The organism is Mojavia sp., from assembly GCF_059505145.1.
The window spans coordinates 69,887-95,993 of record NZ_JCACKA010000070.1 but is presented as its reverse complement, the minus strand read 5'-3'; the positions used below and the strand labels follow the sequence as shown (position 1 = coordinate 95,993).

Below are 26,107 nucleotides of genomic sequence, written 5' to 3'. Positions count from 1 at the left end.
TTTCTTATCCTTTTACAGCACCAGCGGTAAGACCTTGGACAATTCTGCGTTGGAAAAACAAAACTAGTAAAACTAAGGGCACAGTCCCCACGACAGTTGCAGCGGCGATCGGGCCGTAGGGAATTTCATATACTGTCGCACCACCCAATTGAGCAGCAGCAACGGGAATCGTCTTCAACTCTTCACGAGTCATAAACGTGAGAGCGAAGATAAACTCATTCCAAGCAAAAATAAAGGTGAGAATTCCAGTAGTCACCAAGGCGGGAAGAGTCATTGGTAGGACGATTTGCCACAAAAGTTGAAAGGTGTTGTAGCCATCGACCCTAGCGGAATCTTCCAAGTCTTTCGGTAATTGTTGAAAAAAGCTTCTCAGGACTAGAATTGTCAGCGGCAAATTGATGGCAGTGTAGGGTATAATCAGCGCCAGATAGTTGTTGCCCAGTCTGAGTGCCTGGATAATTTCTAACAGTCCCAAGAATAAGAGAATTCCTGGAAATAAAGTCACAATCAGAACAGCCGCAAGGATAACTTGTCCACCCCAAGGGCGTAACCGTGCCAGAGCATAGGCAGCAGGTGCGCCGATCGCTAAAGATACAGCTGTAGAAATAATCGACACCAAGGCACTGTTGAAGATGTAGCGCCAAAATGGACGACGGGTGAATAACTCAATGTAGTGATTGAAAGTAAATCGTGTAGGAAAATAAACAGTAGGAACGGCGGCAATATCCTCATTGACTTTAAACGAGGTCAGCAATTGCCATAGGGCTGGCGCTAGGCTGAATAGCACCACTAATACAACTGCGATTAGCAGCAAGATTTTTTTAAGAGAAAACTTGGTTTCCCCCGTTCGTTTTGGAGTCGTTGGAACTGCTTGTGGAGTTATACTCATCGGTTAAATGGCTCCTGATTTGGCACGGTATTTGTTAAGCAAGAAACTAGCGATCGCCACCGCAGCAATCAATATTAAAAATGTCACCACTACAAGGGCTGCTCCATAACCAAAATCTAAGTAGCGCATCACCGTAGAGTAGATGTACAATGACACCACTTCTGTAGCACCACCAGGGCCACCCCCAGTCATCACAGCAATTAAGTCAAAAATCCCGAAAGCTTGAGCAAACCGAAATAGCACTGCAATTAAGATTTGCGGCAGCAGCAGTGGCAGGGTAATATTGCGGAAGCTTTGCCAAGCAGTTGCTCCATCAACCGAGTAAGCTTCATAGAGGTCTTTTGATATCGACTGTAAGCCAGCCAACAGCAAGATACTGATAAAGGGTGTGGTTTTCCAAACATCAGCAAAAACTACTGCTATCATTGCTAACGTTGGATCTCCTAACCAGTTAATCCCAGTTTCAATCAGTCCCAACCGCCGCAGAATATCATTTACAACCCCAAACTGGTCGTTAAAAATCCAAGCCCACGCCAGACCAATCAAAGCAGTAGGCAAAGCCCAAGGTAAAATAGCGGTTGTACGCACTATACCCCGGCCAAAAAACGCCTGATTGAGAACCAAGGCAATCCCCAGTCCTAGCAGTAGTTCTGATATTACGGATGCTGTTGTGAACACGGTTGTTGCCCAGAGACTCTGCCAAAAACGGCCATCCCCCGCCATCCGCACATAATTTTCCAAACCAGAGAATACGGGTTGTAACTCTGTTCCCAGGTTCCTAGTAAATACACTTAACCAGAATGCTCGTAAAATTGGATAGGCAAATACAAACAACAGCAGCAGCAGTGCGGGTGTTAGTAATATCCAAGCTGTCTGTTGTTCCCGGCCTCGGAGTGTATGTGAATTAGCCATTAGTCATTTGTTATTTGTCTTAGGGCATCGGGCATTGGGCAAGAGTTATTCATAGTTATTTCCCCTGCCATCTGCCTTGATTCATCCTTTTCTTCCAGCTTCTAGCAGTCGGCGCGTTTCAGCAGCAGCAGCTTGCATTGCTCGTTCAGGATTCATCCGACCGGATAGCGCCGCGCTGAGATAACGTTGCAAAATATCTGATGTTTGAGCATATTGTGCGATTGGTGGACGTAAAACTGCATTGTTCACGACTTCCAGTAATTGGGGATAGTGGGGGTATTTGGCAACAATCTCTGGGTCTGTAAACAAATCCCGACGACTGGGCACATAACCTGCGGTCAATATGAATCGGCGTTGTGCTTCCCTACTGGTAAAATATTGAATTGCTTTCCAAGCTTCTTCGGGATGTCTAGAGGTTCTAGCAATTCCTAAACCCCAGCCCCCTAGACAAGCTGCCCCCGTCTGACCTGGAGCATGAACCATTGGTTTAATAGCTATTTTGCCTTGGATTGGCGAATTTTCTGCCTGGGCTAAAGGCCATGCATAGGGCCAACTGCGTAAAAATGCCACTTGACCACTTTGGAACAAGCGCCGGGTATCTTCTTCCTGGTAGGTTGTGACTCCAGGAGGAGAAACGCCCTCCCTGACGGTACTACGCAGAAACTCAATAGCTCGTAATGTTTCTGGTCGATCTAGCCCAACTTCGAGCGTGTCGGGATTAACCCAGAAACCACCAAAGCCATCGAGGACTTCTATAAACATCGCCACGAGTCCTTCATATTGGCGTCCTTGCCAAAGATAGCCCCAATTCACTTCGTCTTTCTTCTGCAAGGCTTGGGAAATTCGCATCAAATCCTCAAAGGTTTCTGGCGGCTTCAATCCTGCTTCTTTGAGTAAATCTTCTCGGTAGTAGAGCATTCCCACGTCAGAACGCACTGGAATGCGGTACAGCTTGCCTTGGTAACGTCCCCCTTCTACATCCTTGGGCGAAAATACTGCCAACTCCTCTTTAGAAACGCGATCGTCTAAGGGTCGTAACCATCCAGCAGCAGCAAACTTGGGTGTCCAGATGACATCCATATTTACTAGGTCATAAGGAGATTCACCCAAGATAAAAGATGATGTATACAGGTCTTCGAGCAAATTTGTGGCATTCGGCCCTTCAATCAGGTTAATGCGAATGCCAGGGTTCTCAGCCTCGAAGTCTCTAATCAAACCTTGCCTCCAAGGTTGGGCATCAGGGGCAGTCATTAACAGATTGAGGGTAACTGGTCGCTGCGAGAGTGCTACCCAACTGAACAATATGATACTCAACAAAATTGCCAGAAAAATTCCTACATGCAAAAAACCTTGTTTTTGGATGAATTTTTGCAGCTTGTTTATTGGCTTTCGGTACAACATTATCAATGTAGCGATCGCTAGTGGTAATAATTATTAGGAAATGAAAACATCGAATACCTTTAAAAGGATTATTTTACGTTACCTTTTAGCAAATATTACGCTTAGTTAAAATTAAGTAATATTTGCTAAAAATTTTAAATATCCAACACTCCCTTCAATAAGGAATAAACTATTTACTTAGACAGTTAAAAGCTACTGTTATAAATGTAAATTAATTTCTTTTTAATTAAATAAACAACTTTCTCAGGATAGATGCAACTATAATAAATAACTTCCTTAATGGGTATAAAATTTTTAGTTTTTATAGAAATGCTTCCTGATGGTTAAAAGCTTACTATTTTTCATATTTAGCAGACGTTTTCAAGCTAAAAATCTTAAAGTCTCCTATGCCACTAATAGCTAAACATCAATGGTGGCTGCTAGAACACCGATTCAGTATTCGCAATTGTGGCTAGGACTTACGCAATGATCAAGGAAAAATGAACCACGTTTTTGTTCTAAGAACGAAAATTTAGGTAGATAGAAAAGGCTTAACCCAGCCGAGTTGCATTGCGATATCAACTGCGATCGCAGCGATCGCAAACCACAATACACTTTCCCCAGCTAGCACCAAATACGGTAAAGCTGTAGTCGTGGCATTCCAACCAACTTCGATCTGAGTTAATCCCCGCACCAAGCCAAAGGCCAACACACCACCGACTTTGAGTTGAGGATTTTTGTCTTGGCGGATGATATAGCGGTAAGTGACACCAAACAGCAAACCAGAGAAACAAGCGATCGCCGCACTTAGTAAAAAGTTTAAATTTAACGGCTCAATTTTCCAATTTTCCAGTATCGAAAAATACTTTACTAACACTAGATTATTTACAAGACTGGTGAGCGTAAAAGCTAAACCCAAGGAAAAACCCCCAATTATGCCAGCTTTCAGGGATTCTAGGCGCTCCACCATCAGTTGAGGATTTGAAATTTTATTCACAATGTGCAACTTCCCTGCAAATGCTGTTGAGTAATCAACTGCCTTTCCCAGTATGATAAATATTAGAAACGTTTTGTAATTATTTCAGAAGTGGGACTATGGCGATTTTGACACTGGGATGGGTATCACTGTTGGTTGTATTCACTTGGTCAATTGCAATGGTAGTTTGGGGACGTAACGGACTATAGAAGAATCGTGGAAAGTCCATTCCTGAGTATTTTGGCTTTAGTAGCCGTAATCTTGCTAGTAGCAGTAACTGGCGGAGTTAGTTATCTAACCCTGACAGATTGGCGCGATCGCCGTCGTCAAGAAGCGGAAAAACGCGAACTTCGTCGCAGCCCTCCTAAGCGGCGATAATTCCTTCGCAATATATTTAACTTAGTTTTTTGTAGTCAAAAATGCTTTGTAGGAACCTGATACTATCGGGTTCCTAAATTTTTATAAACTTTTATATCTACTACTTAAGATAGATAAATTATCCTTGCTGTTACCTTTTTAGTTGCTGGGGGAATTATGAAATATAAGACGCTTATAGAAACCCACCAGCAATGGAAGAAAATATCACCATAAAACCTCTAGAAGCAACTACAGAGCAACAAGAGTTTCAACTAGATATAAGTGCCTGCCAACTTCAGGGTGAGAAACAAAAAGCCTTAGCTAGAGTCATCGCCAGAATTCGTGAATCTCTAGACATAGAAACTATTTTTAAAACTACAGTTACTGAAGTGCGCCAATTGCTCAAAGCTGATCGGGTTGGGGTGTTCCGTTTTTATCCTGAACTGGAATGGGAAGGGGAATTTGTACATGAGGATGTAGGCTCAGAATGGAATTCAGCGCTAGCAAATAGACTCCACGATCGCTGCTTTAGTCTGAGGTTTGCTGAGTTATACAAACAAGGCCGTGTTAATGCTATTGCTGATATCTATCAAGGTAATTTCAGTGAGTGTTACATCGAAACTTTAACAAAATTTCAAATACGGGCAAATGTCGTTGCACCCTTACTCAAGGGTAATGAATTATGGGGCTTGCTATGTATTCATCAATGCAGTGGATCTCGTGACTGGCAAGCTACTGAAATAGAGTTTGTCAATCAAATTGCCCAACATTTGGGAGTAGCACTACAACATATTGATTTACTCACAGAAGCAAGATATCAAGCAGAACTTCATAAAACCTTAAATAGGATAATTTCTCGGATTCGAGAGTCTCTTGATTTAGCAACAATCTTTACCACTACAGTCACCGAAGTCCGTCAATTAATCAAAACTGACCGAGTTGGAGTATTCTGCTTTTACCCAGAATTAGACTGGGAGGGAGAATTCATTTACGAAGATGTAGCGGCAGAATGGGGTTCGGCAATGGCTGCTAAACTACGCGATCGCTGCTTTGCAACGGAGTTTGCAGAACTGTATAAGCAAGGTCGAGTTAAGGCAATGGCTGATATCTATCAAGCTAATGTCAGTGATTGCCATGCCCAAATTCTCGAAAGGTTACAAGTACGTGCCAGTATAGTTACCCCCCTAATGAAGAGTAAAAATTTATGGGGATTACTATGTATTCATCAGTGTAGTGGTACTCGGCAATGGGCAGTCTCCGAAATCGAGTTTGTGCAACAAATTGCCGAGCATTTAGGAATTGCATTGCAGCAAGCAGATTACCTGGAACAGGTGAAATTACAGTCGGCACAACTAGCTCAAGCAACAGCTAGAGAAAAAGCAGCAGAATGGCAGAAAACTATAGCTACAACCGTTGAAAAAATTCGTCAGTCCCTTGATTTAGAATATATTTTCCGCACGAGTACCCAAGAAATCAAACATCTGCTGAACGCTGACCGTGTAGCAATTTATCGCTTTAATCCTGATTGGAGTGGTGAATTCGTATTTGAATCAGTGGCAGAGGGCTGGACTTCCCTCATGCAAGAGCAGTTAGAGCGACCCGAATTGTGTGAAGATATCAGCGAATGTAGCTTGAAAGATTTAGCTAAATTCCCAGCAGATACATACTTACAAGATACAAAGGGCGGCAGCTTTTCCCAAGGTAAAACATACCGTATTTGTAACGACATCTATAATGCTGGCTTTAGTAACTGCTACATTAAAATCTTAGAGGCCTATCAGGCAAAAGCTTATGTAATCATTGCCATTCGCTACAATCAAAAGCTCTGGGGCTTGTTAGCAGTTTACCAAAACTCAGAATCTCGGAATTGGCAGGAGGATGAAGTCTACTTGCTCAACCAAATTGGCGTTCAACTTGGTGTGGCTTTGCAGCAAGCGGAATTCTTACACCATACACAGACCCAAGCAGCAGAACTCACCAAAGCCGCGGAAAGGCAAAGGGCACTGGCTAACACCGTAGACAAGATTCGTCAGTCTTTAGATATCGACACAATATTTAAAGCTACAACTCAAGAAGTCCGACGCTTGCTGGAGGTAGAACGAGTAGCCATTTATCGCTTTTATCCTGATTGGAGTGGTGAATTTGTCGCTGATTCGATTGTTGATGGCTGGACACCAATAGTTAAGTCCCAACCGATGACAGAACGCCTGCTGTTGCAAGGAACACAGGCAGGCAAGTATGCCCGCAATGAAGTTTTTGTGCCGATTTCCCAAGGTGAGAAACTGTGGGGATTGCTAGTAGCTTATCAAAACTCACAACCCCGTTATTGGCAAGATGAGGAAATTAATTTGTTGGCACAAGTGGGCGTGCAAATAGGGGTAGCATTACAGCAGGCAGAATCTCTAAAACAGATGCAGATACAAGCCGAGAAATTGGCTAAAGCAGCTGAACGAGAAAAGGCACTAGCCACAACTGTTGAGAAAATTCGGCAGTCTCTTGACATTAACAATATCTTTGCCACCAGTACACAAGAAGTGCGGCAGCTATTGGAAGTTGATCGAGTGCTAATCTATCGCTTCTGTTCTGATTGGAGTGGTAAGTTTGTTGCTGAGTCCCTAGCCGAGGGTTGGCCACCAGTGGAAAAAATTACACCTGTGATTGCAGATGATTACTTACAACAAACCCAAGGAGGAGACTACGCCAAAGGGAAAAATCTTGTTATTGATGATATTTACAACACCAATTCTTCCATTTGTCATATTGCCGTGATCGAGCAAATGCAAGCTAGGGCATATATGATTGTGCCGATTTTTCAGGGCGATAAACTCTGGGGATTACTAGCAGCTTATCAAAATAGGAATCCTCGTGATTGGCAAGAAGATGAAGTAGATTTGCTAGTACAGATTGGCACTCAATTAGGAGTAGGACTCCAGCAAGCAGAATTGCTCGAACAGACTCAGCGTCAAAGGGAAGAACTCAAGGTAACTCTCCAAGAATTGCAGCAAACTCAAAGCCAGTTGATTCAAAGTGAGAAAATGGCTGGGCTGGGGCAGTTGGTTGCTGGGGTAGCACATGAAATTAACAACCCGATTAATTTTATCTATGGCAACATTGCCTATGTTAGTGAGTACACTGAAAATTTGCTGAAATTGCTACACATTTATCAGCTAACCTATCCTGAACCAACAGCAGAAGTTAAAAATAAAACAATAGAACTAGATTTAGACTTTATTGCTCAAGATTTACCCAAAATTCTCGCTTCAATGACTATAGGAGCAGAACGTATTAGTGAATTAGTGCTATCTTTACGCAATTTTTCACGCCTGGATGAAGCAGAAATGAAGCCTGTTAATATTCATGACGGTATTGACAGCACTTTGTTAATTTTAAAACATCGCCTCAAACCACAAGGTAATTCTCTTCCTGTAGAAATAGTTAAGAAATACGGTGAATTGCCCGATGTGGAGTGCTACGCCGCCCAGATGAATCAGGTATTTATGAATGTTCTCAGTAATGCGATTGATGCTCTAGAACACTCAGATGCTATAGGACAATGCATTAGTAATCCTCAAATTAGAATTTCTACAGAACTTATAGAAGGAAATTCTATTTTGATCAGCATTGCTGATAATGGTTGTGGGATTCCTGAAAGTATGCGATCGCGCATTTTCGATCCTTTTTATACCACTAAAGAACCTGGTAAAGGAACTGGTCTAGGATTATCTATTAGTTACCAAATTATTGTCGAAAAACACAGCGGTCAAATTCAATGTTTTTCCGAAGCTGGTAAAGGTACTGAGTTCTGGATACAAATTCCGATCAAACGGTCAATTAACTGAAAACAGTTAATAGCGGGTGGATTTGACATTGATAAAACGAGGCAAATTTAAGGCGATCACTTTTTTATTTCACGCAGAGGAGCCACTGCGTTGGTGTTAGTGTAGCGGTAGCGACGTAGGAGCGTCACCCAAAGGGCTTAAGGCAGGGTAGCAAGTGGCGTCGCGCAAAGGCGTAGAGGTGCGGAGGAAGAAAAGAAAAGGCGATCGCAGGTGTACTTTTTTCATTACTGAGTTTCGAGTACCTAGTCCTGAGCCATCATCTACGAGCATCGACTAGGAAAAACTCATTAACTAATGTCACGATCCCAATAAAGTCTTAAAATATTGTTAATTTCAGCCAAACCCCTCGACCTTCAATTTACACGTACCACCCCAGAATACCTATGGCTATCGGTTACGTCGCGCTTGTACTTCATGCACATCTACCCTTCGTTCGTCACCCAGAAAGTGACTATGTGCTGGAGGAAGAATGGCTCTATGAAGCTATTACCGAAACTTACATTCCCTTATTAAAAGTATTTGAAGGCCTAAAGCGAGACGGTATCGACTTCAAAATCACGATGAGTATGACACCGCCTTTAGTGTCGATGCTCCGCGATCCTCTGCTGCAAGAACGCTACGATGCACATTTAGCCCAACTAGAAGAACTTATAGAACTGGAAGCTGAACGTAATGTGCATAACGGGCATATTCGTTATTTAGCGGAACATTACGCTACTGAGTTTAACGAAGCGCGTCAGTTATGGGAACGCTACAACGGTGACTTGGTGACAGCCTTTAAGGAGTTCCAAGACACTAACAATCTGGAAATCATCACTTGCGGCGCTACCCACGGCTACCTGCCATTGATGAAAATGTATCCGCAAGCTGTGTGGGCACAAATTCAGGTAGCTTGCGAACATTATGAAGAAACCTTTGGACAGGCACCTAGAGGCATTTGGTTGCCTGAATGTGCTTACTATGAAGGTTTAGAGCGAATGCTGGCAGATGCTGGGTTGCGCTACTTCCTCACCGATGGACATGGCATCCTTTACGCCCGCCCCCGTCCTCGGTTTGGTACCTATGCCCCCATTTATACAGAAACGGGTGTCGCTGTCTTTGGACGCGATCATGAATCTTCTCAGCAGGTATGGTCTTCTGAGGTGGGCTATCCTGGAGCAGCAGAATACCGCGAGTTTTACAAAGATTTGGGCTGGGAAGCAGAATATGAGTACATCAAGCCCTACATTATGCCCAACGGCCAACGTAAAAACACGGGTATTAAATATCATAAAATTACTGGACGCGGTTTAGGACTTTCTGATAAGGCACTCTACGATCCTTATTGGGCAAAGGAAAAAGCGGCGGAACATGCTGCTAACTTTATGTATAACCGAGAACGGCAAGCTGCACATCTTCATGGCATAATGCAACGTCCGCCAATTATCGTTTCGCCCTACGATGCAGAGTTATTTGGACATTGGTGGTATGAAGGCCCTTGGTTCATTGATTACTTGTTCCGCAAGTCATGGTATGACCAAGGAACCTATGCAATGACTCACTTGGCAGATTATTTGCGCGCACAACCGAATCAGCAAGTTTGCCGCCCTTCACAGTCAAGCTGGGGTTTCAAGGGCTTCCATGAGTATTGGTTGAATGAGACTAATGCCTGGATTTACCCACATTTACACAAGGCGGCTGAACGCATGATTGAAATCTCGCACTTGGAACCAGAGGATGAGTTGCAGTGGAAAGCACTGAACCAAGCGGCGCGAGAATTATTACTAGCACAATCTTCTGATTGGGCATTTATTATGCGTACTGGAACAATGGTTCCCTATGCAGTCAGACGGACGCGATCGCATCTTATGCGGTTCAACAAGCTCTACGATGACGTTAAAATCGGCAAAGTGGATAGCGGTTGGCTAGAAAAAGTCGAGCTGATGGATAATATCTTCCCCAATATCAACTACCGTGTTTACCGTCCTTTATAAGATTTTTGCGCCAAGGTAGGTATATAGCCGCGTAAATATAGTAGGGTAGGCAATACCTGCCCTACAGAATGTAAAGTATTTAAGTTTAATATTATACTTACTCAAATTCGACAGTTATTACACAAAGATGATAAATAATACATTGTTTTAACCTCCAAAAAAAGAAAACTCCAGATTAGCTCTCAGTGGTTCTGGAGTTTTCTGGAGTGGCTACAGATGCTTAATACGAATCAATTTTTACTCTGTTAGCGCTGAATGTCGTTAGGGTATATACCGAAATACAAGTGAAGCGATTGTTTAGCTTTCCTAATCAAAAAAATCTCAAGATTACTGACAGCAAGTTCAGAACACTAAAACGCTGTATTACTCAAAACTTAGAACTCGGCACTTTGCTAGACCTTAAAATAAAACCTCGGCTGCGCTTGCCGAGGTTCAAGAAGAAAACTCCGAAATACCCAAATGTCAGATTTTCTTCGCAGTTGTCGTAGTTAAAATATTTATTTTTTAGCTTTGTAAGCTTATATTAATATATCTAACAGAAACTTCACATTATGTCAACTATTTGAAGTTTCGGTAAAGCAAAACCCTCAATTGTGCTATTGAGGGCTATGTATGACGAGGAGCTTTTTTTGGCTGGAATACTTCGTACAAGGCGGCTGGGTTATCTGTGTTAACGCGATCAACTGCCAGACGAATCGACAAGAGGCGTGTTAAGCCATCAGGGATGAACACAATTTATCTTCTAATTCAAATTCGCGTTCTTGGGTGGCAATAATAGCCTGGGTAATGACGCGGTCAGATTCAACCCCAACTGCGTGTAATTGCAACCACTGTTGGGCTTCATTACCTTCACGGAGAATTTTACGCAAAGGAGAAAGGAAACAACTAAAGCCTTTTTGTTTGGCGATCGCCCAAGCTTCTGGGTACATTTGCCAAATCCAATCTCTGGCTACAATAGTTCTACCATCTTGCCAATGCTGAAGCGGAGCATCGAGACTCGCAGTAGCAGCCGCAGCTTCGTTGCTAGCAGTTAAAGTAATAAGTTCTTCAGGTGAGAGGGTACTTTGAGTTAATGGATCGATGTCGGGGTTTTCGATTATCTGCAATAAACGAGCTTCTAGCAAAGCAGTAATCCCTAGTAAGGCAATTGGATCTGTGACTAAATCGCAAATTCGCAATTCTAAGCGATTTAAGTGATAGGGACGGCGATCGCCATTAGGTCTTACTGATACCCATAAATGCCGCACATTTTGCATTGTGCCAGCAGTTAGTTGATCTTCCACCCATTGAATGTGGTGGGCATGGCTTTCAAATAAAGGGACATGGGCAGGTGTTTGCGGAAAGACTCCCCAACGGGTGGAATGATAGCCGGTAGCTTTGCCATCTAAAAAGGGAGATGAGGCGCTCAGAGCAAGAAATAAAGGTGCTTCCGCCCGAATCACCCGACACGCCCGCATTAATATTTCTGGATCGCTGATACCAATATTGATATGCACGCTGGCTGTGACTACTTTTGTGCCGTAGGTTTGCTCAATGTAGTCATGATAGGGGTTAGTGGGGTCGGAACGGAAAAAGCGATCGCTCCTACCCAATGACAATGTACTCCCTGGAATCAGAGTGTAATCACCAAACTGCTTGATAAATTTTCGTAATTTCTGACGAGGGCCCAGCAGGGCACACAATAGCTGCTCATAACTATGCGATGGCTTGGTTATGTATTCCACATTGCGGCTATCTGGCTCTCGCACAAATCCATCTAGAGCACCGACAATTTTGTCAGAGAGACCGACGATTTCACCTTGAGGTGTGCCCGTGTACATCTCAATCTCAAAGCCTTTTGATAAGCTCACTTTATTCTCCTCGGCTCTCCCAGCCTATAAATTGTATCGAATGACACGATTTTCTGCATCTATCTTGAAGCTAAGTTTTAGTTAAGGATTGTTAAACCACAAACCAGCAATCACAGGTATTTCAGCCGTTTTTTAATCAACTTAGAAATACTAAAGGTATAAACAATTTATGCCCTTAGTATTAGTGATTCGTGATCAGCTATTGTTAAATAAACCCTAAAGGCGATAAACACCACTATCGGTCTTAGATAATGGGAGTGGTGCTTGGGAAAGAACTTGAGAGCATTGATATGACCGTCTTAATGACTTAAAAGACGGAATAAACACTTCATACAAGTACTTAAAACCTGCATTTCCCGGTGGAAAATGGCAGTATTCAGTTCAAGCTAATTTTTTGAGGCGATCGCCTACATGATATGACCACTAATTTTATTTAGAGGCAGATAATCCCCCTATTATTCATATTCTCATAAACTAGTACTTCAAACTTATTCCTTAACTTTTTTCCTAGTCTTCTTTTCTGGTTGTCCTTTTTTTGGCTTTAATTGCTGAGATAAAATCTGTTGCGAGATAAATTCATCGGGTGAATCATTCTGGTAAGCAATGTTGAGACGGAGAAAGTGCGCCCATACTTCATTATTGAGTAAATTTAAAGCAGTATCACGGTTTTTTGTGGCGATCGCATCAATAACTTGTCGCCATCCCTCTCGCAATAAATCAACAAAAACTTCTTCTCCTGTAACCTGACTCAGCAATGAAAGCGCCAGTTGAAAAGTTCTTGAATCTTTGAGTAAGTTATTCGACCTTAATTTCTGAAGCGCCACATTCAACCACAATGGAAGCAATTCTAACCAGTTATTTTTCTCTATTTCTGTAATTGCTATCTCTTCCATACCCAGCGCACCCCATACACACAAAGGCTCTACAGCTAGTTGAGCATCTCGTTTTTCTACAGCTTGGTTCCATAATTGTTGAGCGTGGTTTTGGAAGCGAGTGGAGAGAAATTTATAAGCTTCTTGAACTTGCTGGGGAATTGTTACTTGATAAACTAACTCACCTAATGGTAGTTGGTAGCCGCCAGAGGATAGCCATTGATAAGTGCCACAAAGATAAATTTCCCGATCAACTATTACTTCTTTGACATGGGAATTTCCTAACCCAAAAACCTGTACAGATGGTAAACCTTCAGGTGTTGTGATTGTTCGCACCTTTTCTACTATTTCTGGTGATATTGGTTGTTCTTCTTGTATTCCATACCCAATCAAAATCCAAACTCCGCGCTTGGTCAATTGCTCTAGCAGAGTCAGGAGTTCGTCATTTACAAGTACCTGATTTACCCAAGGAGAATAGATGATAATCTGGCTCTTCGCTGCATTTATGCTTTCTAAGAACGTTTGATTAAGTTGGCGATCGCCTAACTGTATAACTGTACCAGACACCAAAGTTTTTTTCTGTTTTATAGAATTTTTGAAAGCTTGCTGACGAATCTTTTCAACTCTCGCTTCTATTTCGTCATTCTTATAATTAAAGACGGCTTCCTGCTCAACATTGATGGTTTCGTTGGATAATTTGCATAAGGATTGCAAAGAAATCTTTCCTTCAGATAAAAGGATTTCTAGCCATTTCGACCTTGAATCTAAAATTTGTTTTCCTCGCCGAAGTTGGATGCTCAATTTATCTACTATTGCATCATAAATTAAAAATAAGGATATTTTTCTCCAAATAGTTTGAGTCGGAGCTACTACTCTAAAAGCAGTAGCAATCTTTCCTGCTTCTGGTACATGAAGTGCTACACCTGAAGCCTGAAGACTTTTTTGGATTTGCTCCAAACTTAAGGAAGAGATATTATTAATTTTATAATCAATATTCAAAAAACTTGCCAAGTCAGGCAGGTTGATAACTACTTCATTTAATGGTTCAGCCTGAAAAGTTAGTGTTTCGCCTAAAGAATCTGTAATAGCATAAATTTGTACGGAATATGGGGGTTGTGGTACAGAACCCTTTTCATAAAATAAGCGCCCTTGCTCGGTAACTGTAATTGGCGGTTTTTGTGCCAGAGTTTGTAACTTTTGCAGAGTTGTAATTGTACTTTGCACAAATACAGAATCAAGCCCAAGTATGGATGCTAATTCATTAATAGTTGGTGGCGGAGCGAATTCAATTCCAGCACGAATGATAAACTCTTCGAGTACGTTAAAGGGACGAGGTTCAGTTATAGTAATTTCTACAGTTGTTTGTTGCAAACAATAACGCAATTGACGCGCTGCTAAAACTGATAAATTAGGATTTTGCGTTTCAATTTCTTCTACCAAATTCCTGAGACTGTCATCGATAGGTTTAGCCGAGGATGCGAGAAACATCAACGAAACCTCCATGATGACTTACTGTATTGGCAACTTCTGAGTACATATTGCCGATTTTACCTGGTTGTTGGGTAAATAAATCGTGACAACCCACAATTACTAGTAATTCTTGAGCGCGAGAAAAAGCCACATTCACCCGTTCTGACTTTTTAGCAAATCCGACATCACCTTTACTATTGTTACGAACCATACTCACAATTACAACTGGGCGTTCCATACCTTGAAATCGGTCAACTGTACCAGTACGAATTTGCAATGAAGGGAACAGTTCTGATTGTAAGCGTTCATCAATTTTTCGCAGTTGAGCGCCATAGAATGTAATTACAGCTATTTCTTTTTTCGGTTCGCCACAGGCGACTCTAGCAGACCAAGTATTTTCAAATTGCTGACACAAACGTTCAATTACATCAATTTCTTGAAGATTAAATAAGGAGGTTCCTTCACGCTGTTCTTGAAATTCATTTGATTTGGGAATTTTCACCCAAAGTAGATGATGGTTTGGTTGAATTATTTCACCTGCTAAATCATGGGCGCGTTTAATATCCGGCTCCAAAATTCCACATTCTAGTTTACCCTCATAAAATTGATTGATTGCGCCCATAATAAAAGGGTGCATTCTATATTGGGTAGTTAGCATTTGTTTGATGCTTTGATCGGCATCTTCAAATTGGCTTTTAAATAGTGATTCTTCTAAAAATTGCAATTCGTCTCGTGTACTGCCAATTTCTTGCACAACTTCTTCTAAAGTATTAGTATCAAGCATTGGTGGTAGTTGTCTATGATCACCTACCATGACTAACTTTTTACCCTTCAAGGCTGGGATAAGTAACTCTGGTGGAGTACATTTACTAACTTCATCAATAATGACAACATCAAAGTATTGAAATTCTTCAGAAAAATCTCTCCCTGCTGCTTGTACACAGGTGATACCAACGACGTTACAATTATCTAAATAAATTTGTCTTAAATCATTGCGATCGCGCTCAGATGGGTTACGTACTTTTTCAATCCAATCTTGGATAAATCCTTGATATCTGTTGAGATGAGTTTCGTCTTTATCTAGTTGATTTTGCCAAGATTCAAACTGAGTTTTGATGCTGCGTAAAAATTCTAAATTATACAATTCATTAGGTGTAGTTTTTGGTTTAAGTTTATCAGGTATTAATTGCCATTCTGTCTCCCACCATTTTCTTTCTAATAACAAAGTTTCTGATGGCTGTGGTTGTGCTTTTTGGATTATTTCAGCTATTTCTATTTTTAGGTTCTCAAGTTTTTGTTGAAAAATTGTAGTTTCTTCTTGTAACCTTGATAAATGTTCAAATAGAGTAATTTTAATATCTTCTAATACAGCAAAAGGCTCTATTAATGGAATCAGATTTTCAAGCTGACTGAGGTGATTTATCCAATAATGAACGTGCTTGGAAAATTCTTGAGGTTTTTCCCAAATATTTGCTTGGGTTGTGAGATATTGTTCAGCTAAAGTATGTAATTGATTAGGAACGTTTGATTGTTGGTTGAGTTCTTGCAGAATATTGATCGCTCTTGCAAGTTTTACATTAGCATCTTGTCTGGCTGTTTCTATAGAGTTTTGAACATTTAGTATTTGCTGTTGAGCAATTTCATTGTTGTGTAGTTCATTTAATTGTCGTTGCAAATTTTGAAGCTGCTGTTCTGTTTCCGTTTTAACTTTAAACACACATTGTCGCGCATTTGCTAAAAGGCTCTCTATGAATTCTTGGGTAATTCTGGTAAGAGTAGATTCGCTATGGTTGGGTTTCCAAGAATCACCATAAGTTTGTTGAATTCTGCTTAGAAAAATCTGAGTTGTTTCAACTAGAGCTTTTCGCTGATTTACTGTGAGATATTGATAGTTATTAAATTGCTGATAAATTTCTTGCCATTGAGTGCGATCGCTTGTTTCTAATACCAACGGAATTTGGCTAAAATTTTGTTGTAAAAAATAGCTAAAACTATGCTGTCTACCTTTTTTATCAGTAAAATTACCTTCTATTTCATAAGATATCGCTTTCGCTAATAAATCCCAATCAGGCAGATTGACTGTATAATTTTCTGGAATCAGTGATATTTTTAAAGAACTAGCCAGGATTACTAATCCTGGTGGTAAATGAAATAAATCTGCTGTTAATGGTTGAGGATTTTGTCTCGAATTTTGCAAAATTTCAGACAGTCGGGAATTTGCTATAGACTTCCATTCCTTAACGTCATTTATCACTACATCGATTTCTTGTTTGCGGTTCTCCCAAGTTTGGATTGTTTGTTGTAGACTTTGCTGTTTGCTAAAGAATTGCTGATGCTCTTTTTCTAACTGATGCAACTCGCTGGAATGCTGTTTAAAAACCTCAACTGCTGCTGCAACTTCTAACATCGCTACATTTGCACTCTGAGCATAAATTAATGCAGTTCTAAATTCAGGAATTCCAGTCGCTACAGTTTCACGTAACCAAACGGCTAATCCAAAAGCGCCACATTGAGGTTGAACAAAGCCAAGTATATTAGTCAAGCTGATGGCTTTACTCACATTTATTAAAAAGCTTTTGACTAAATCTTTACCTTCTGTATAAGGTCTAAGATGGGGCAAAAAATTTGTAATTTCTGGGGCTTCCCAATTTACAATGTTCGGAGCATTGAGGAGATTTTCTAAGCCAGAAAATAAAGTTTCTACTTCACTTTTTTTGGCTAACGCTTCTTGATAAAGTGATTCTTGCTTTTTTAAATCTAGCTCTAATTGTGGCTGACGTTGATTTACTTCCTGTTGACTCTGTTGAAATTCTTCTTCAGCTTGGAAGTAAGCAGTAAATCTTTGTGATGATGCCAACAATTGACGAAAAATCTCTACATTTTGACGGCGTTGGCTGAGATTGTTTTCACAGTCAGTAGCAGTATTTTCTAACCAAGTGCCAATTACTTGGTCTTCTAAAAAAGGCTGTCCTTCCTCCCCAACTTTTTCAGCGCGTCCTTTGCGTATCGCCCGGATGACTGGGTTGTGAACTAATCGGCTGAGAGCGTTATCAACTGCTAAATTGGCTTGAGAGGCAATTAAGGTACGTCCACCTCGTAAGGCAATTTGATAACAAATCTCAGCAATTACGGTAGTTTTGCCTGTACCAGGTGGCCCTTGAATCAAAACAAGATCCTCGGCGGAAAGTACCGTTTCTACTGCTGCTTTTTGACCAGGGTTAGCAGAGGACAATAATAAATCTTGTGCTTGCAGTTGGACAGTTTTTTGAATAGGTCTGGCTTGGGAAGCGTCGAATAAGAAATTGCCCAAGTAAGGATTTTGGGTACGACCATTGTTCAAATCTTCTAAGGCTTTTTTCTTACGCTGAATTTGTTTAATGTCACCCAGTGCTTCAAAACATAAGAATCCTGTGGTGGGTAGCTGATAACGCCCGCTTGCTATGTAGTCAGCTAAGTCACGTTCCAGCCTGACGCTGATGATGCAGTGCTTAGGGTCAACTTCTTCAATAGATCCTAATAAGCGGCCTTGCTGCCAGTTTTTCCCCGTGGGTGCAGTCTCGAACAGTTTCAAGTCGTCGTTTTTTGCTTTTCTTACCCGTTCCCAGAAGTTTCCTACATCCAAGGGATTTTCGTTAGAACCGTCAAGGGTAGCCGAGGTGACATCAATTTCAAAACTGATCCGCCTTTTTAAGTTGTAGTTATGACTCAGGTAAGGTACACAAAATTGACGAGCCTGAGCGATTTTTTCCTCAATCTGCAAAAACGCTTTCCAGGCTTTGAGTTGTTCTTCTGTAGGCACATAGTCGCCACAAACTGGCGCGGCTGCCATACGTGCAAATACTGCTGAGGGAAGACCGATATGATGCTCATGGTTAGGCAAAAGCCGCAAGCGAAAGGGCACAGCATAAGCATCGGCTTGTCCCCGTGAAGGTTGGAGTAAATAGACAGACAGAATTTTTAAACCGTGATCACTATTTGGTTGTACTGCTGCTTTAAATCCTAAAGTTTTTCCTAACTTCTGAAGTCTTAGGGGTAATTTACTATCATCTGAGTCTGTAGCTACGACTAAATCCCAAATTTCTTCTTTTACAGCTCTGCCAGCACCCTTGCGGCGGACATAAAATAGACAAGGCTTTTGACCGAAACATTCATACATTAACTCGTGGGCATATTCTCGGCGTTCCCCGAATTCAGGATATGCTGCAACGGTGGATGCGTCTTCAAGATGACGGATAAAACTATCAATTGTGGAATTTACAAACATATAGCCCCAATCTTCGGAGGCTTTTTTCATTCTTGAGGTAGCAACTTTGCTCGCTGGTGGTTTGGCTTCTTTGCGAACGCGTTCTGCCTCAAATTCTGAGATTGTACTGCTGGGGCTTTTGGCTACAATGTTGAGTTGAGCGCAAATTGCTAGTAGCTTTTTGCTGTCTAGTTTTAACTCGGTTGATAGTTCGTAGATTCTGATTTTGGTTTTGTTCATCCAGTAACTTCCGTTACTTGCGCGTAAGTCCTAATTATAAAAATCTCACGCCAAGGCGCAAAGGCGCAAAGAGAAAGATTTATAGTTTATATTGCCGATAGACTTGAGTGGCAGCGCGATGTAGTAGTGAGTGTCGCCAGACGAGGGAGTTCAAATCATCGGCGTAACCGCCACCAATGACGCAGGCGACGGGGTAACCTGCACCTACACAAGTACTCAAAACCTGCATTTCTCGACGGAAAATGCCAGTGTCGGTTAAGGCTAATTTTCCCAGGCGATCGCCTACATGAGGATCGACTCCTGCATCGTAGAAAACTAAATCTGGCTGCACATCAGATAATAAATCGGGTAAGTACTTTGCTAAAGTTTGCAAATAGGCATCATCTTCCATTCCTACTGGTAGGGCAACATCCAAATCGCTTTTCTGCTTTGTGCCAGGAAAATTAACTTCACAATGCATCGAAAATGTGAAAACGCTCTCGTCTTCTTGAAAAATAAAAGCTGTGCCGTCGCCTTGGTGTACATCTAAATCCACAATTAAGATTTTTTGCACAAGTCCGAGTTTTTGTAAAACGCGGGATGCGATCGCTAAATCATTGAAAATACAAAAACCAGATCCATAACTGGGAAAGGCGTGGTGAGTGCCACCAGCTGTATTGCAAGCTAAACCCTGAGTTATTGCTAGTTGGGCAGTGAGTATTGTACCACCTACCGCTACACAGGTACGATTCGCTAGTGCCGGACTCCAAGGCAACCCAATGCGCCGTTGGGCTTTAATATCTAAGGTTCCCTGACAGTAAGCTTGAACGTATTCTGAGGTATGAACTAACTCTATTGCTTCTGGTGGTGGAGGTTTTGGGGTATAACATTGTTCTGTTTGCGCCACGCCATCAGCCAACAGTAACTCATATAGTTGGCGGAACTTAGACATCGGGAAGCGATGTCCTGGAGGTAATGGGGCAATGTAATCTGGGTGGTAAATAATTGGCAGATCCATGTTATTTATTTTTAACTACAGGGTGATGCCAAATCCACCCACAACAGATAAAAATCGGTTGTCACAATTGAAAGGACGTAAAGTCGTGGAGATAAATTTCTATGAAAAATTCTCAATACTTATCCAATCACCTTGGTGAAAACTATATCTCATTTTAGAAAATCTAACGCAACAGCGAAAAGTACAACTTACCTAAAACCCAGAAAATCTCAAACAGTTCTCCAACGGCGAACAACAAGGTAAAATTTAGCAAGCACGGCGTTAAAGCTGCTGAAATTTTAAATGTAAAACTTAAATTATGCATTGATTATGATGGAATGGGTTCTGCCAATTGCATTTATTCTAGCTGGCTTAATAGCGGGAATAATTGCTGAGAAAATTTTGTTCAAGAAGCTTAAACTATTTGTTACCAAAAGACAAATACCCGGAAGTCAAATCATATTCCAAGCCTTGCATCGCATGACCTTTATTTGGTTTGCAGTCGCAGGTTTTTTTATGGCAATTCTGAGCGCTCCTATCAAGCCAGATCATGCTAATGTTCTGCAAAAAATTATTACTATAATTGTCCTGTACTCAGTAACATTAGTTCTAGCTAGATTGGCTGCTGGTTTTGTGAGTCTATTTACTCATAGAACCGAAGGTGTTTCAGCATCACTAATAGCTAATCTTGCTAAAGCTGCTGTTTTAGTTTTAGGAACATTAATCTTATTACAAACATTAGGAATTGCAGTTACACCGATAGTCACAACTTTAGGAATTAGCGGACTAGCAGTGGGTTTGGCGCTGAAAGACACGCTAGAAAATTTATTTTCTGGTTTTTATTTAATTATTTCTAAACAAGTCAGAACAGGAGATTATCTCAAATTAGAAGGTAGCCATGAGGGTTATGTAATAGATATATCTTGGCGTAACACAACTATTAGGGAGCTTTCTAACAACGTCATAATTGTGCCAAACTTGAAATTGGCTTCTACAATCTTTACCAATTACCATTTACCAGTCAAGGAAATTACATTAACGATTAATGTTGGTGTTGATTATGATAGTGATTTAGAACAAGTTGAAAAAGTAACTGTTCAAGTTGCTAAAGAAGTTATGCAAGAAATCGCCCCTGAATTAATGGCAAACGAACCTTATATAAGATTTCATAAATTTGGTGATTTTAGTATAGATTTTACTCTTTATATGCGCGTTAACGAATTTTTTGATCAGCGCATTGGAAAACATTTATTTATTAAAAAATTGCACAAACGCTATCAGCAAGAAGGCATTAAAATTCCTTTCCCATCCAGAGAGTTGTATATGCAAGGGAATGTCGCAAAAACCGAAGGCTAAATTTAGATTATCCCAATTCTCCCAAATGCAGCTACAGATGCAAACCTAGAAACCTCAATTCAATTTAACTTTCTTAATTACGAATTGCTATCAAAAATATAGACACGGGTTTCTTACAGAATTGAGTAGCACCGTGCCTTTAGTATGTTTAATTAAAATTCAGTACGAGTAAAAGTTGGATTACTTTCTACCTGGAGTACGTCCGCCTTCATCGTTGCTACCACCGTGAGGTTGAGAATTACCTGGGTCGCAACCTTCCGCACCATTACCTATGCCTTGGTTGCAATGACGGCGTAGTTTTCCACCTTCTACCTGCATTTCAGCCTGATCTAGAACTTCAGAACGCTGCTGTGTTTTTTCTACAGCATATTGTGAGGATATATCTGCTACTTCACCGGTGCTGACTAATGATTTATATATTAAAGCAGTCACTTCTGCTCTGGTTGCCACTTTATCAGCATTAAGAGATTGGACATTGGGATAATTGACTACAATACCTCGTGCTGTGAGTGCTGCGATCGCACTGCGGACATCACTCCGAATTGTAGTAGCATCGCTGTAGGCTGCTAAAATCGTCTGTGTGGAACCGCTAAATGTGTAGTTGAGTCCTCGCGCCAACGTTAGCAAAACTTCCAAGCGAGAAAGACTTTGAGCCGGGTTAAATTGAGTACCAGAAACCGCTAAAAACCCTGTTGAATAAGCTTTGCGGATAGCATCATAAGCCCAGTGTTTGGTAGAAACATCTTTAAAGCTAATTGCGTTGCGAACTTTTACTTTGTCAAAAGCCTGACTAAGCATCGCTGCAAATTGGGCACGAGTCAGCTGTTCATCTGGACGGAAACTACCGTCGGGAAAACCTTGGATAACTTCTAAAGCTGCTAACTCGGCGATAAAATCTTTAGCCCAGTGGTTTGTCGATACATCGGCAAAGTTAATCTGGACACTGTTGTCTACACCTATCTCTCGATAATTCATCATCATCTGGCTGACATTGTAGACAGAACTACCGTCATCGCTAACCTCAATTAGTTCGACCAACTGACCAGGTGTAGCCTTTAAAGCTGACGCCAAGCTGGAACTGAAAGCACTAATTGATTGACGCACTACAGCAAACTCGCCTTGAGTAAAGGAAGAGGGATAAACGCTGTTTGAAGAAACTACCGATAAACCTTGCACTTGGAACTGGCTAAAGTTGATTGTCCGAGAACTGCTAAGGAAGCTAACACGTTGGTTACTAACTTGGGTGAAGTAGTCGTAGCTGGTAGTACCTGCGTCAATCATGCCATCAGAGTTGGCATCGACTCCATAAACGGTGCGAACGACTTGATATTCTGTTGGGTTAGCAGACAAAATCAGGTTAACTGTGGTGTTTGCTGCCAAACATTCAAATTCGCTGTAGCCAATAAAGCGGTTTTGAGTATCATACAATCGCACGACAACGCGATCGCCCTCTTTTAAACCCTTAGCAAATTTGGCCTTTTGCTTAATCTTGTATTTGTAATCACCCAAAAACCTTTCTTTCAAATAACCCTTGCCACGTTTACTTTTAACAGAAATGCGGGTAATTACTTCCGAAAAGTTGCCAGCTTGTTGCCAAATTGCAAGATTAAAACTTGTTGTTTTACTCTTTACAGACCTACTACTAGTGCTTAACTGGTTGCGGCGTTCTGTGGTCACAGTTTGCCGTTTTATAGTAGTCCTACTGATTGTTTCTACTTCGTTACGAGTAGACTCATTGGCTAAAAGTTGTTGACTATTAGACGTTGGTGCAACATTGGTAGAAGACCCTGAAGCCGTGTAAGCGTAAGCTGTTGGCGAAAAAATTGCCACAAACGCAGCAGCAACAACACCTTTGCTTAAGCAAGCCAAGTAACTCTGATTTATGTATTTCATTTCAGTTCATACCATTCGGCGATAAGGTCAAAGGAATGTGAATTTCCCTTGACTTATTAAACCCGTAGTATGGATGAAACTAACATATAAAATTTATCTTCTATAGTAAATAAAATACTTTAACCACAGTGGTTTCACTTATGTAACTTGAACAAAGCCTCTTACCTCAGAGAGTGCTGAGTTCTGAGTTCTGAATAATAATTTCTCCCCTTCCGTGTCCCCAGTCCCCAATCCCCAGTCCCCTTGTCGGTGGTAGAAGACATTACTATAAAAACAATAGTTTAGGAATGTTAATAATGAATTTAACGACCCAGCAGTTACCTTCAGTCACCTTAGAAAAATTCTTTTGGACTTGGCAGGGCTATAAAATTCAGTACACCGTCATGGGTAAAGGACAACCTCTGGTACTAGTTCATGGCTTTGGTGCTTCCATTGGACACTGGCGTAAAAATATTCCAGTTTTAGCTAATGCTGGCTACCAAGTTTTTGCTGTGGATTTGTTGGGTTTTGGTGGTTCTGAGAAAGCGCCAATCGATTACACCATCGAAGTGTGGGTTGAACTGTTAAAAGATTTTTGGACAGCACACATCCAAAAACCTGCTGTATTTATTGGCAATTCTATCGGCGCACTGATCAGCTTAATGGTACTGGCAGAGCATCCCGAAATTGCTGCCGGTGGTGTTTTAATTAACTCGGCTGGTGGGTTAAGCCATCGTCCCCACGAATTGAATCCACCAATCAGAATTATGATGTCAGCTTTTAACAGATTTGTGCGATCGCCTCTTACAGGCAATTTCGTCTTTAACCGCATCCGTCAAAAAGCCCAAATTCGCCGCACTCTCTACCAGGTTTACCGCAACCGTGAAGCCGTTACTGATGAATTAGTAGATTTACTTTATACTCCTGCTTGCGAACCGGGGGCGCAGCGAGTTTTTGCGTCTATTCTGACAGCACCTCCTGGCCCTACTCCAGGGGAACTTTTGCCGAAAGTAGAACGTCCCCTATTGATAATTTGGGGTGCTGATGATCCCTGGACACCAATTACCGGGGCGAAGATTTACGAAGAGGCGCGTGAGAATGGTAAACCTATCAAAATTGTTGCGATTCCTAACGCCGGTCATTGCCCCCACGATGAAGTTCCAGATGTTGTCAATGCCCAAATTGTGGATTGGCTAGCGCAAAGGTGATAATTTCCGCGCATAGGCGTTTTTACATCGTCTATGCGCCTTTGTACGGGAGGATTAGATGCTCATAATTTGAATGAGTGTCTCTTAAGTTATTCCCAATCCACCTTGACAAAATCATAATCATTTGGTGATGCTCTATGGGACTTGATGTGCGAAATGGATATAAAAGGGAGATTCCTTTAAGTACCCATCCAGATTTTTCCGAGTTAAGCTATCAAGTTATCCGAGAACTAGGACGTAACCAGGAAGCGGGACGCACTACTTATCTGGCTCATGCTCTAAAGTCCAATCAACCAGTGGTAATTAAAGAGTTCCGTTTTTCTAGCGTGAGTCCTGACTGGTCAGCTTTCAAAGCTTACAAAGGCGAAGTTGAAATCCTGCAACAACTCAATCATTCCCGTATTCCCCGCTATATAGATTCTTTTGAAACACAAGCGGGCTGTTACATAGTGCAGGAATATAAAAACGCTCCATCCTTAGGATTACGACGAAGCTTTACTCCTGAACAAATAAAACAAATTGCTATCTCGGTGTTGGAAATTTTGGTTTATCTACAAAAGCAAGTTGCTCCAATCATCCATCGAGATATAAAACCAGCAAATCTTTTAGTTGATGAGCAACTGAATGCTTATTTGGTAGATTTTGATTTGGCTCGGATACTAGGTACAAAAATGGCTCTCAGCTTTTTTGCAGCCGGAAGCCCAGGTTTTATGCCACCAGAGGAGCAATTTGGTTATCCTCTCACTGAAGCGTCAGACTTGTATAGTTTAGGAGTAACGCTAATTTGCTTACTCACTCATACCCGTTCTGTAGATATTGGTAAGTTAGTTGATGATAAATATCGCTTCAATTTCCAGAACTTAGTTCCTCAAATTAGTTATGGTTTTAGATCGTGGTTGATGAAAATGGTGGCGCACAAATGCAAACATCGCTACGCTAATGCAGATGTTGCTTTGCAAGCGCTGAAACCGATTCAGGTTATTGGTACTGCTACTGGGATCGAAACTTTAGCCGCTACTATAAAACATAGAAAAAGAGCCGCTATGTTAGGGCTAGCGACTATTGGCACACTGGCTGCAACAGGGGCTAATTTGATGATTGCCCAATCGGGGGGTATTAACAAGCTGCTAGAGGCTAGAGAAGGCCTAGGCGCTCACTTAATTTCAAATTCCCCAAGATAAGCCAGACATTAAACAAGAGGCAAGGGGGCAGGGGGCAGGGAGACAAGGGGAATGTCCCTCTGCCCCCTTGCTGTGGAGCGTAGCAGAACATTGGTTTAATCTACTGTAGGGTGGTAGTTTCCTGTTCCGAACTCGGAGTTTCTTGTTTCAAACTAAAAGTTTCGTGTTCTGAACTTGGCGTTTGGTGTTCTGAACTCGGAGTTTCTTGTTCCGAACTCGGAGTTTCTTGTTCCGAACTCGAAGTTTCGTGTTCTGAACTCGGAGTTTCGTGTTCTGAACTCGGAGTTTCGTGTTCTGAACTCGGTGGTTCTTGTTCTGAACTCGGTGGTTCTTGTTCTGAACTCGGAGTTTCGTGTTCCGAACTCGGAGTTTGTTGTTCTGAACTCGGCGTTTGGTGTTCTGAACTCGGTGGTTCTTGTTCTGAACTCGGAGTTTCGTGTTCTGAACTCGGAGTTTCGTGTTCTGAACTCGGTGGTTCTTGTTCTGAACTCGGTGGTTCTTGTTCTGAACTCG

General features: G+C 41.5%; 18 protein-coding genes and 1 pseudogene. 7 read left to right on the top strand and 12 right to left on the bottom strand.

Translation table 11 applies throughout. The features are described from left to right. Window positions 1–4 precede the first annotated feature (4 nt). The 4 genes from AC5JL8_RS17455 to AC5JL8_RS17440 all read right to left on the bottom strand — a co-directional run bounded on the left by AC5JL8_RS17455 (window position 5) and on the right by AC5JL8_RS17440 (window position 4,151). Entirely contained in the window at window positions 5–889 is an 885-nt protein-coding gene (locus tag AC5JL8_RS17455) for a carbohydrate ABC transporter permease (RefSeq protein WP_495880954.1), read from the bottom strand. Window positions 890–892: 3 nt separating this feature from the next. Then, window positions 893–1,801 carry a carbohydrate ABC transporter permease gene (locus tag AC5JL8_RS17450; RefSeq protein WP_495880953.1) on the bottom strand — a complete coding sequence of 303 codons (909 nt, stop codon included), beginning with the start codon at window positions 1,799–1,801 and terminating at the stop codon, window positions 893–895. Between the two features lie 81 nt (window positions 1,802–1,882). Further along, window positions 1,883–3,202 carry an ABC transporter substrate-binding protein gene (locus tag AC5JL8_RS17445; RefSeq protein ID WP_495880952.1) on the bottom strand — a complete coding sequence of 440 codons (1,320 nt, stop codon included), beginning with the start codon at window positions 3,200–3,202 and terminating at the stop codon, window positions 1,883–1,885. A 511-nt stretch (window positions 3,203–3,713) separates the two neighbouring features. Further along, the gene (locus AC5JL8_RS17440) at window positions 3,714–4,151 is read right to left on the bottom strand and encodes a hypothetical protein (protein WP_495880967.1); all 438 of its coding nucleotides are present in this window, start codon (window positions 4,149–4,151) and stop codon (window positions 3,714–3,716) included. 125 nt (window positions 4,152–4,276) lie between these two features. On the opposite strand from AC5JL8_RS17440, the gene petN reads away from it, so the two are divergent. From petN to AC5JL8_RS17425, 3 genes are all read left to right on the top strand, one after another. Then, window positions 4,277–4,366, top strand: coding sequence for a cytochrome b6-f complex subunit PetN (gene petN / locus AC5JL8_RS17435; RefSeq protein ID WP_010998401.1), 90 nt, complete (start codon window positions 4,277–4,279; stop codon window positions 4,364–4,366). Between the two features lie 7 nt (window positions 4,367–4,373). Beyond that, window positions 4,374–4,535 (top strand): hypothetical protein, encoded by a 162-nt coding sequence (locus AC5JL8_RS17430; RefSeq protein WP_495880951.1) that lies wholly within the window; start codon window positions 4,374–4,376, stop codon window positions 4,533–4,535. A 191-nt stretch (window positions 4,536–4,726) separates the two neighbouring features. After that, the gene (locus tag AC5JL8_RS17425; RefSeq protein WP_495880950.1) at window positions 4,727–8,353 is read left to right on the top strand and encodes a GAF domain-containing protein; all 3,627 of its coding nucleotides are present in this window, start codon (window positions 4,727–4,729) and stop codon (window positions 8,351–8,353) included. Between the two features lie 96 nt (window positions 8,354–8,449). Here the strand turns inward: AC5JL8_RS17425 and AC5JL8_RS17420 are convergent, their stop codons facing one another. Continuing rightward, window positions 8,450–8,578, bottom strand: a complete 129-nt coding sequence (locus AC5JL8_RS17420) for a hypothetical protein (protein ID WP_495880949.1) — start codon at window positions 8,576–8,578, stop codon at window positions 8,450–8,452. A gap of 158 nt (window positions 8,579–8,736) precedes the next feature. Here AC5JL8_RS17420 and AC5JL8_RS17415 point away from each other — a divergent pair, with 158 nt between their 5' ends. Beyond that, window positions 8,737–10,326: a glycoside hydrolase family 57 protein gene (locus AC5JL8_RS17415; RefSeq protein ID WP_495880948.1), complete on the top strand. Its 1,590-nt coding sequence runs from the start codon at window positions 8,737–8,739 to the stop codon at window positions 10,324–10,326. A gap of 606 nt (window positions 10,327–10,932) precedes the next feature. On the opposite strand, the gene AC5JL8_RS17410 is transcribed toward AC5JL8_RS17415, so the two are convergent. The 5 genes from AC5JL8_RS17410 to AC5JL8_RS17390 all read right to left on the bottom strand — a co-directional run bounded on the left by AC5JL8_RS17410 (window position 10,933) and on the right by AC5JL8_RS17390 (window position 19,998). After that, the gene (locus AC5JL8_RS17410; protein WP_495880947.1) at window positions 10,933–11,058 is read right to left on the bottom strand and encodes a hypothetical protein; all 126 of its coding nucleotides are present in this window, start codon (window positions 11,056–11,058) and stop codon (window positions 10,933–10,935) included. Beyond that, entirely contained in the window at window positions 11,037–12,176 is a 1,140-nt protein-coding gene (gshA, locus tag AC5JL8_RS17405; RefSeq protein ID WP_495880946.1) for a glutamate--cysteine ligase, read from the bottom strand. Before gshA ends, AC5JL8_RS17410 begins: the two co-directional genes overlap by 22 nt. Window positions 12,177–12,664: 488 nt before the next feature. Continuing rightward, window positions 12,665–14,536: a phospholipase D-like domain-containing protein gene (locus AC5JL8_RS17400; RefSeq protein ID WP_495880945.1), complete on the bottom strand. Its 1,872-nt coding sequence runs from the start codon at window positions 14,534–14,536 to the stop codon at window positions 12,665–12,667. Next, window positions 14,514–19,001, bottom strand: coding sequence for a translation initiation factor IF-2 N-terminal domain-containing protein (locus AC5JL8_RS17395; RefSeq protein ID WP_495880944.1), 4,488 nt, complete (start codon window positions 18,999–19,001; stop codon window positions 14,514–14,516). The genes AC5JL8_RS17400 and AC5JL8_RS17395 overlap by 23 nt, the downstream gene beginning before the upstream one ends. 79 nt (window positions 19,002–19,080) lie before the next feature. Next, window positions 19,081–19,998, bottom strand: coding sequence for a histone deacetylase family protein (locus tag AC5JL8_RS17390; RefSeq protein ID WP_495880943.1), 918 nt, complete (start codon window positions 19,996–19,998; stop codon window positions 19,081–19,083). 309 nt (window positions 19,999–20,307) lie between these two features. Here AC5JL8_RS17390 and AC5JL8_RS17385 point away from each other — a divergent pair, with 309 nt between their 5' ends. After that, the gene (locus AC5JL8_RS17385; RefSeq protein WP_495880942.1) at window positions 20,308–21,333 is read left to right on the top strand and encodes a mechanosensitive ion channel family protein; all 1,026 of its coding nucleotides are present in this window, start codon (window positions 20,308–20,310) and stop codon (window positions 21,331–21,333) included. A 180-nt stretch (window positions 21,334–21,513) separates the two neighbouring features. Here the strand turns inward: AC5JL8_RS17385 and AC5JL8_RS17380 are convergent, their stop codons facing one another. Beyond that, on the bottom strand, window positions 21,514–23,226 hold the full coding sequence (locus tag AC5JL8_RS17380) for an S-layer homology domain-containing protein (RefSeq protein ID WP_495880941.1): 1,713 nt from the start codon (window positions 23,224–23,226) through the stop codon (window positions 21,514–21,516). Between the two features lie 296 nt (window positions 23,227–23,522). Here AC5JL8_RS17380 and AC5JL8_RS17375 point away from each other — a divergent pair, with 296 nt between their 5' ends. Beyond that, window positions 23,523–24,413 (top strand): alpha/beta fold hydrolase, encoded by an 891-nt coding sequence (locus AC5JL8_RS17375; protein WP_495880940.1) that lies wholly within the window; start codon window positions 23,523–23,525, stop codon window positions 24,411–24,413. Between the two features lie 137 nt (window positions 24,414–24,550). Further along, on the top strand, window positions 24,551–25,594 hold the full coding sequence (locus AC5JL8_RS17370) for a serine/threonine protein kinase (protein WP_495880939.1): 1,044 nt from the start codon (window positions 24,551–24,553) through the stop codon (window positions 25,592–25,594). Between the two features lie 100 nt (window positions 25,595–25,694). On the opposite strand, the pseudogene AC5JL8_RS17365 reads toward AC5JL8_RS17370, so the two are convergent. Further along, window positions 25,695–26,107 (bottom strand): annotated as a pseudogene (locus AC5JL8_RS17365) (hypothetical protein); the annotation flags it as partial.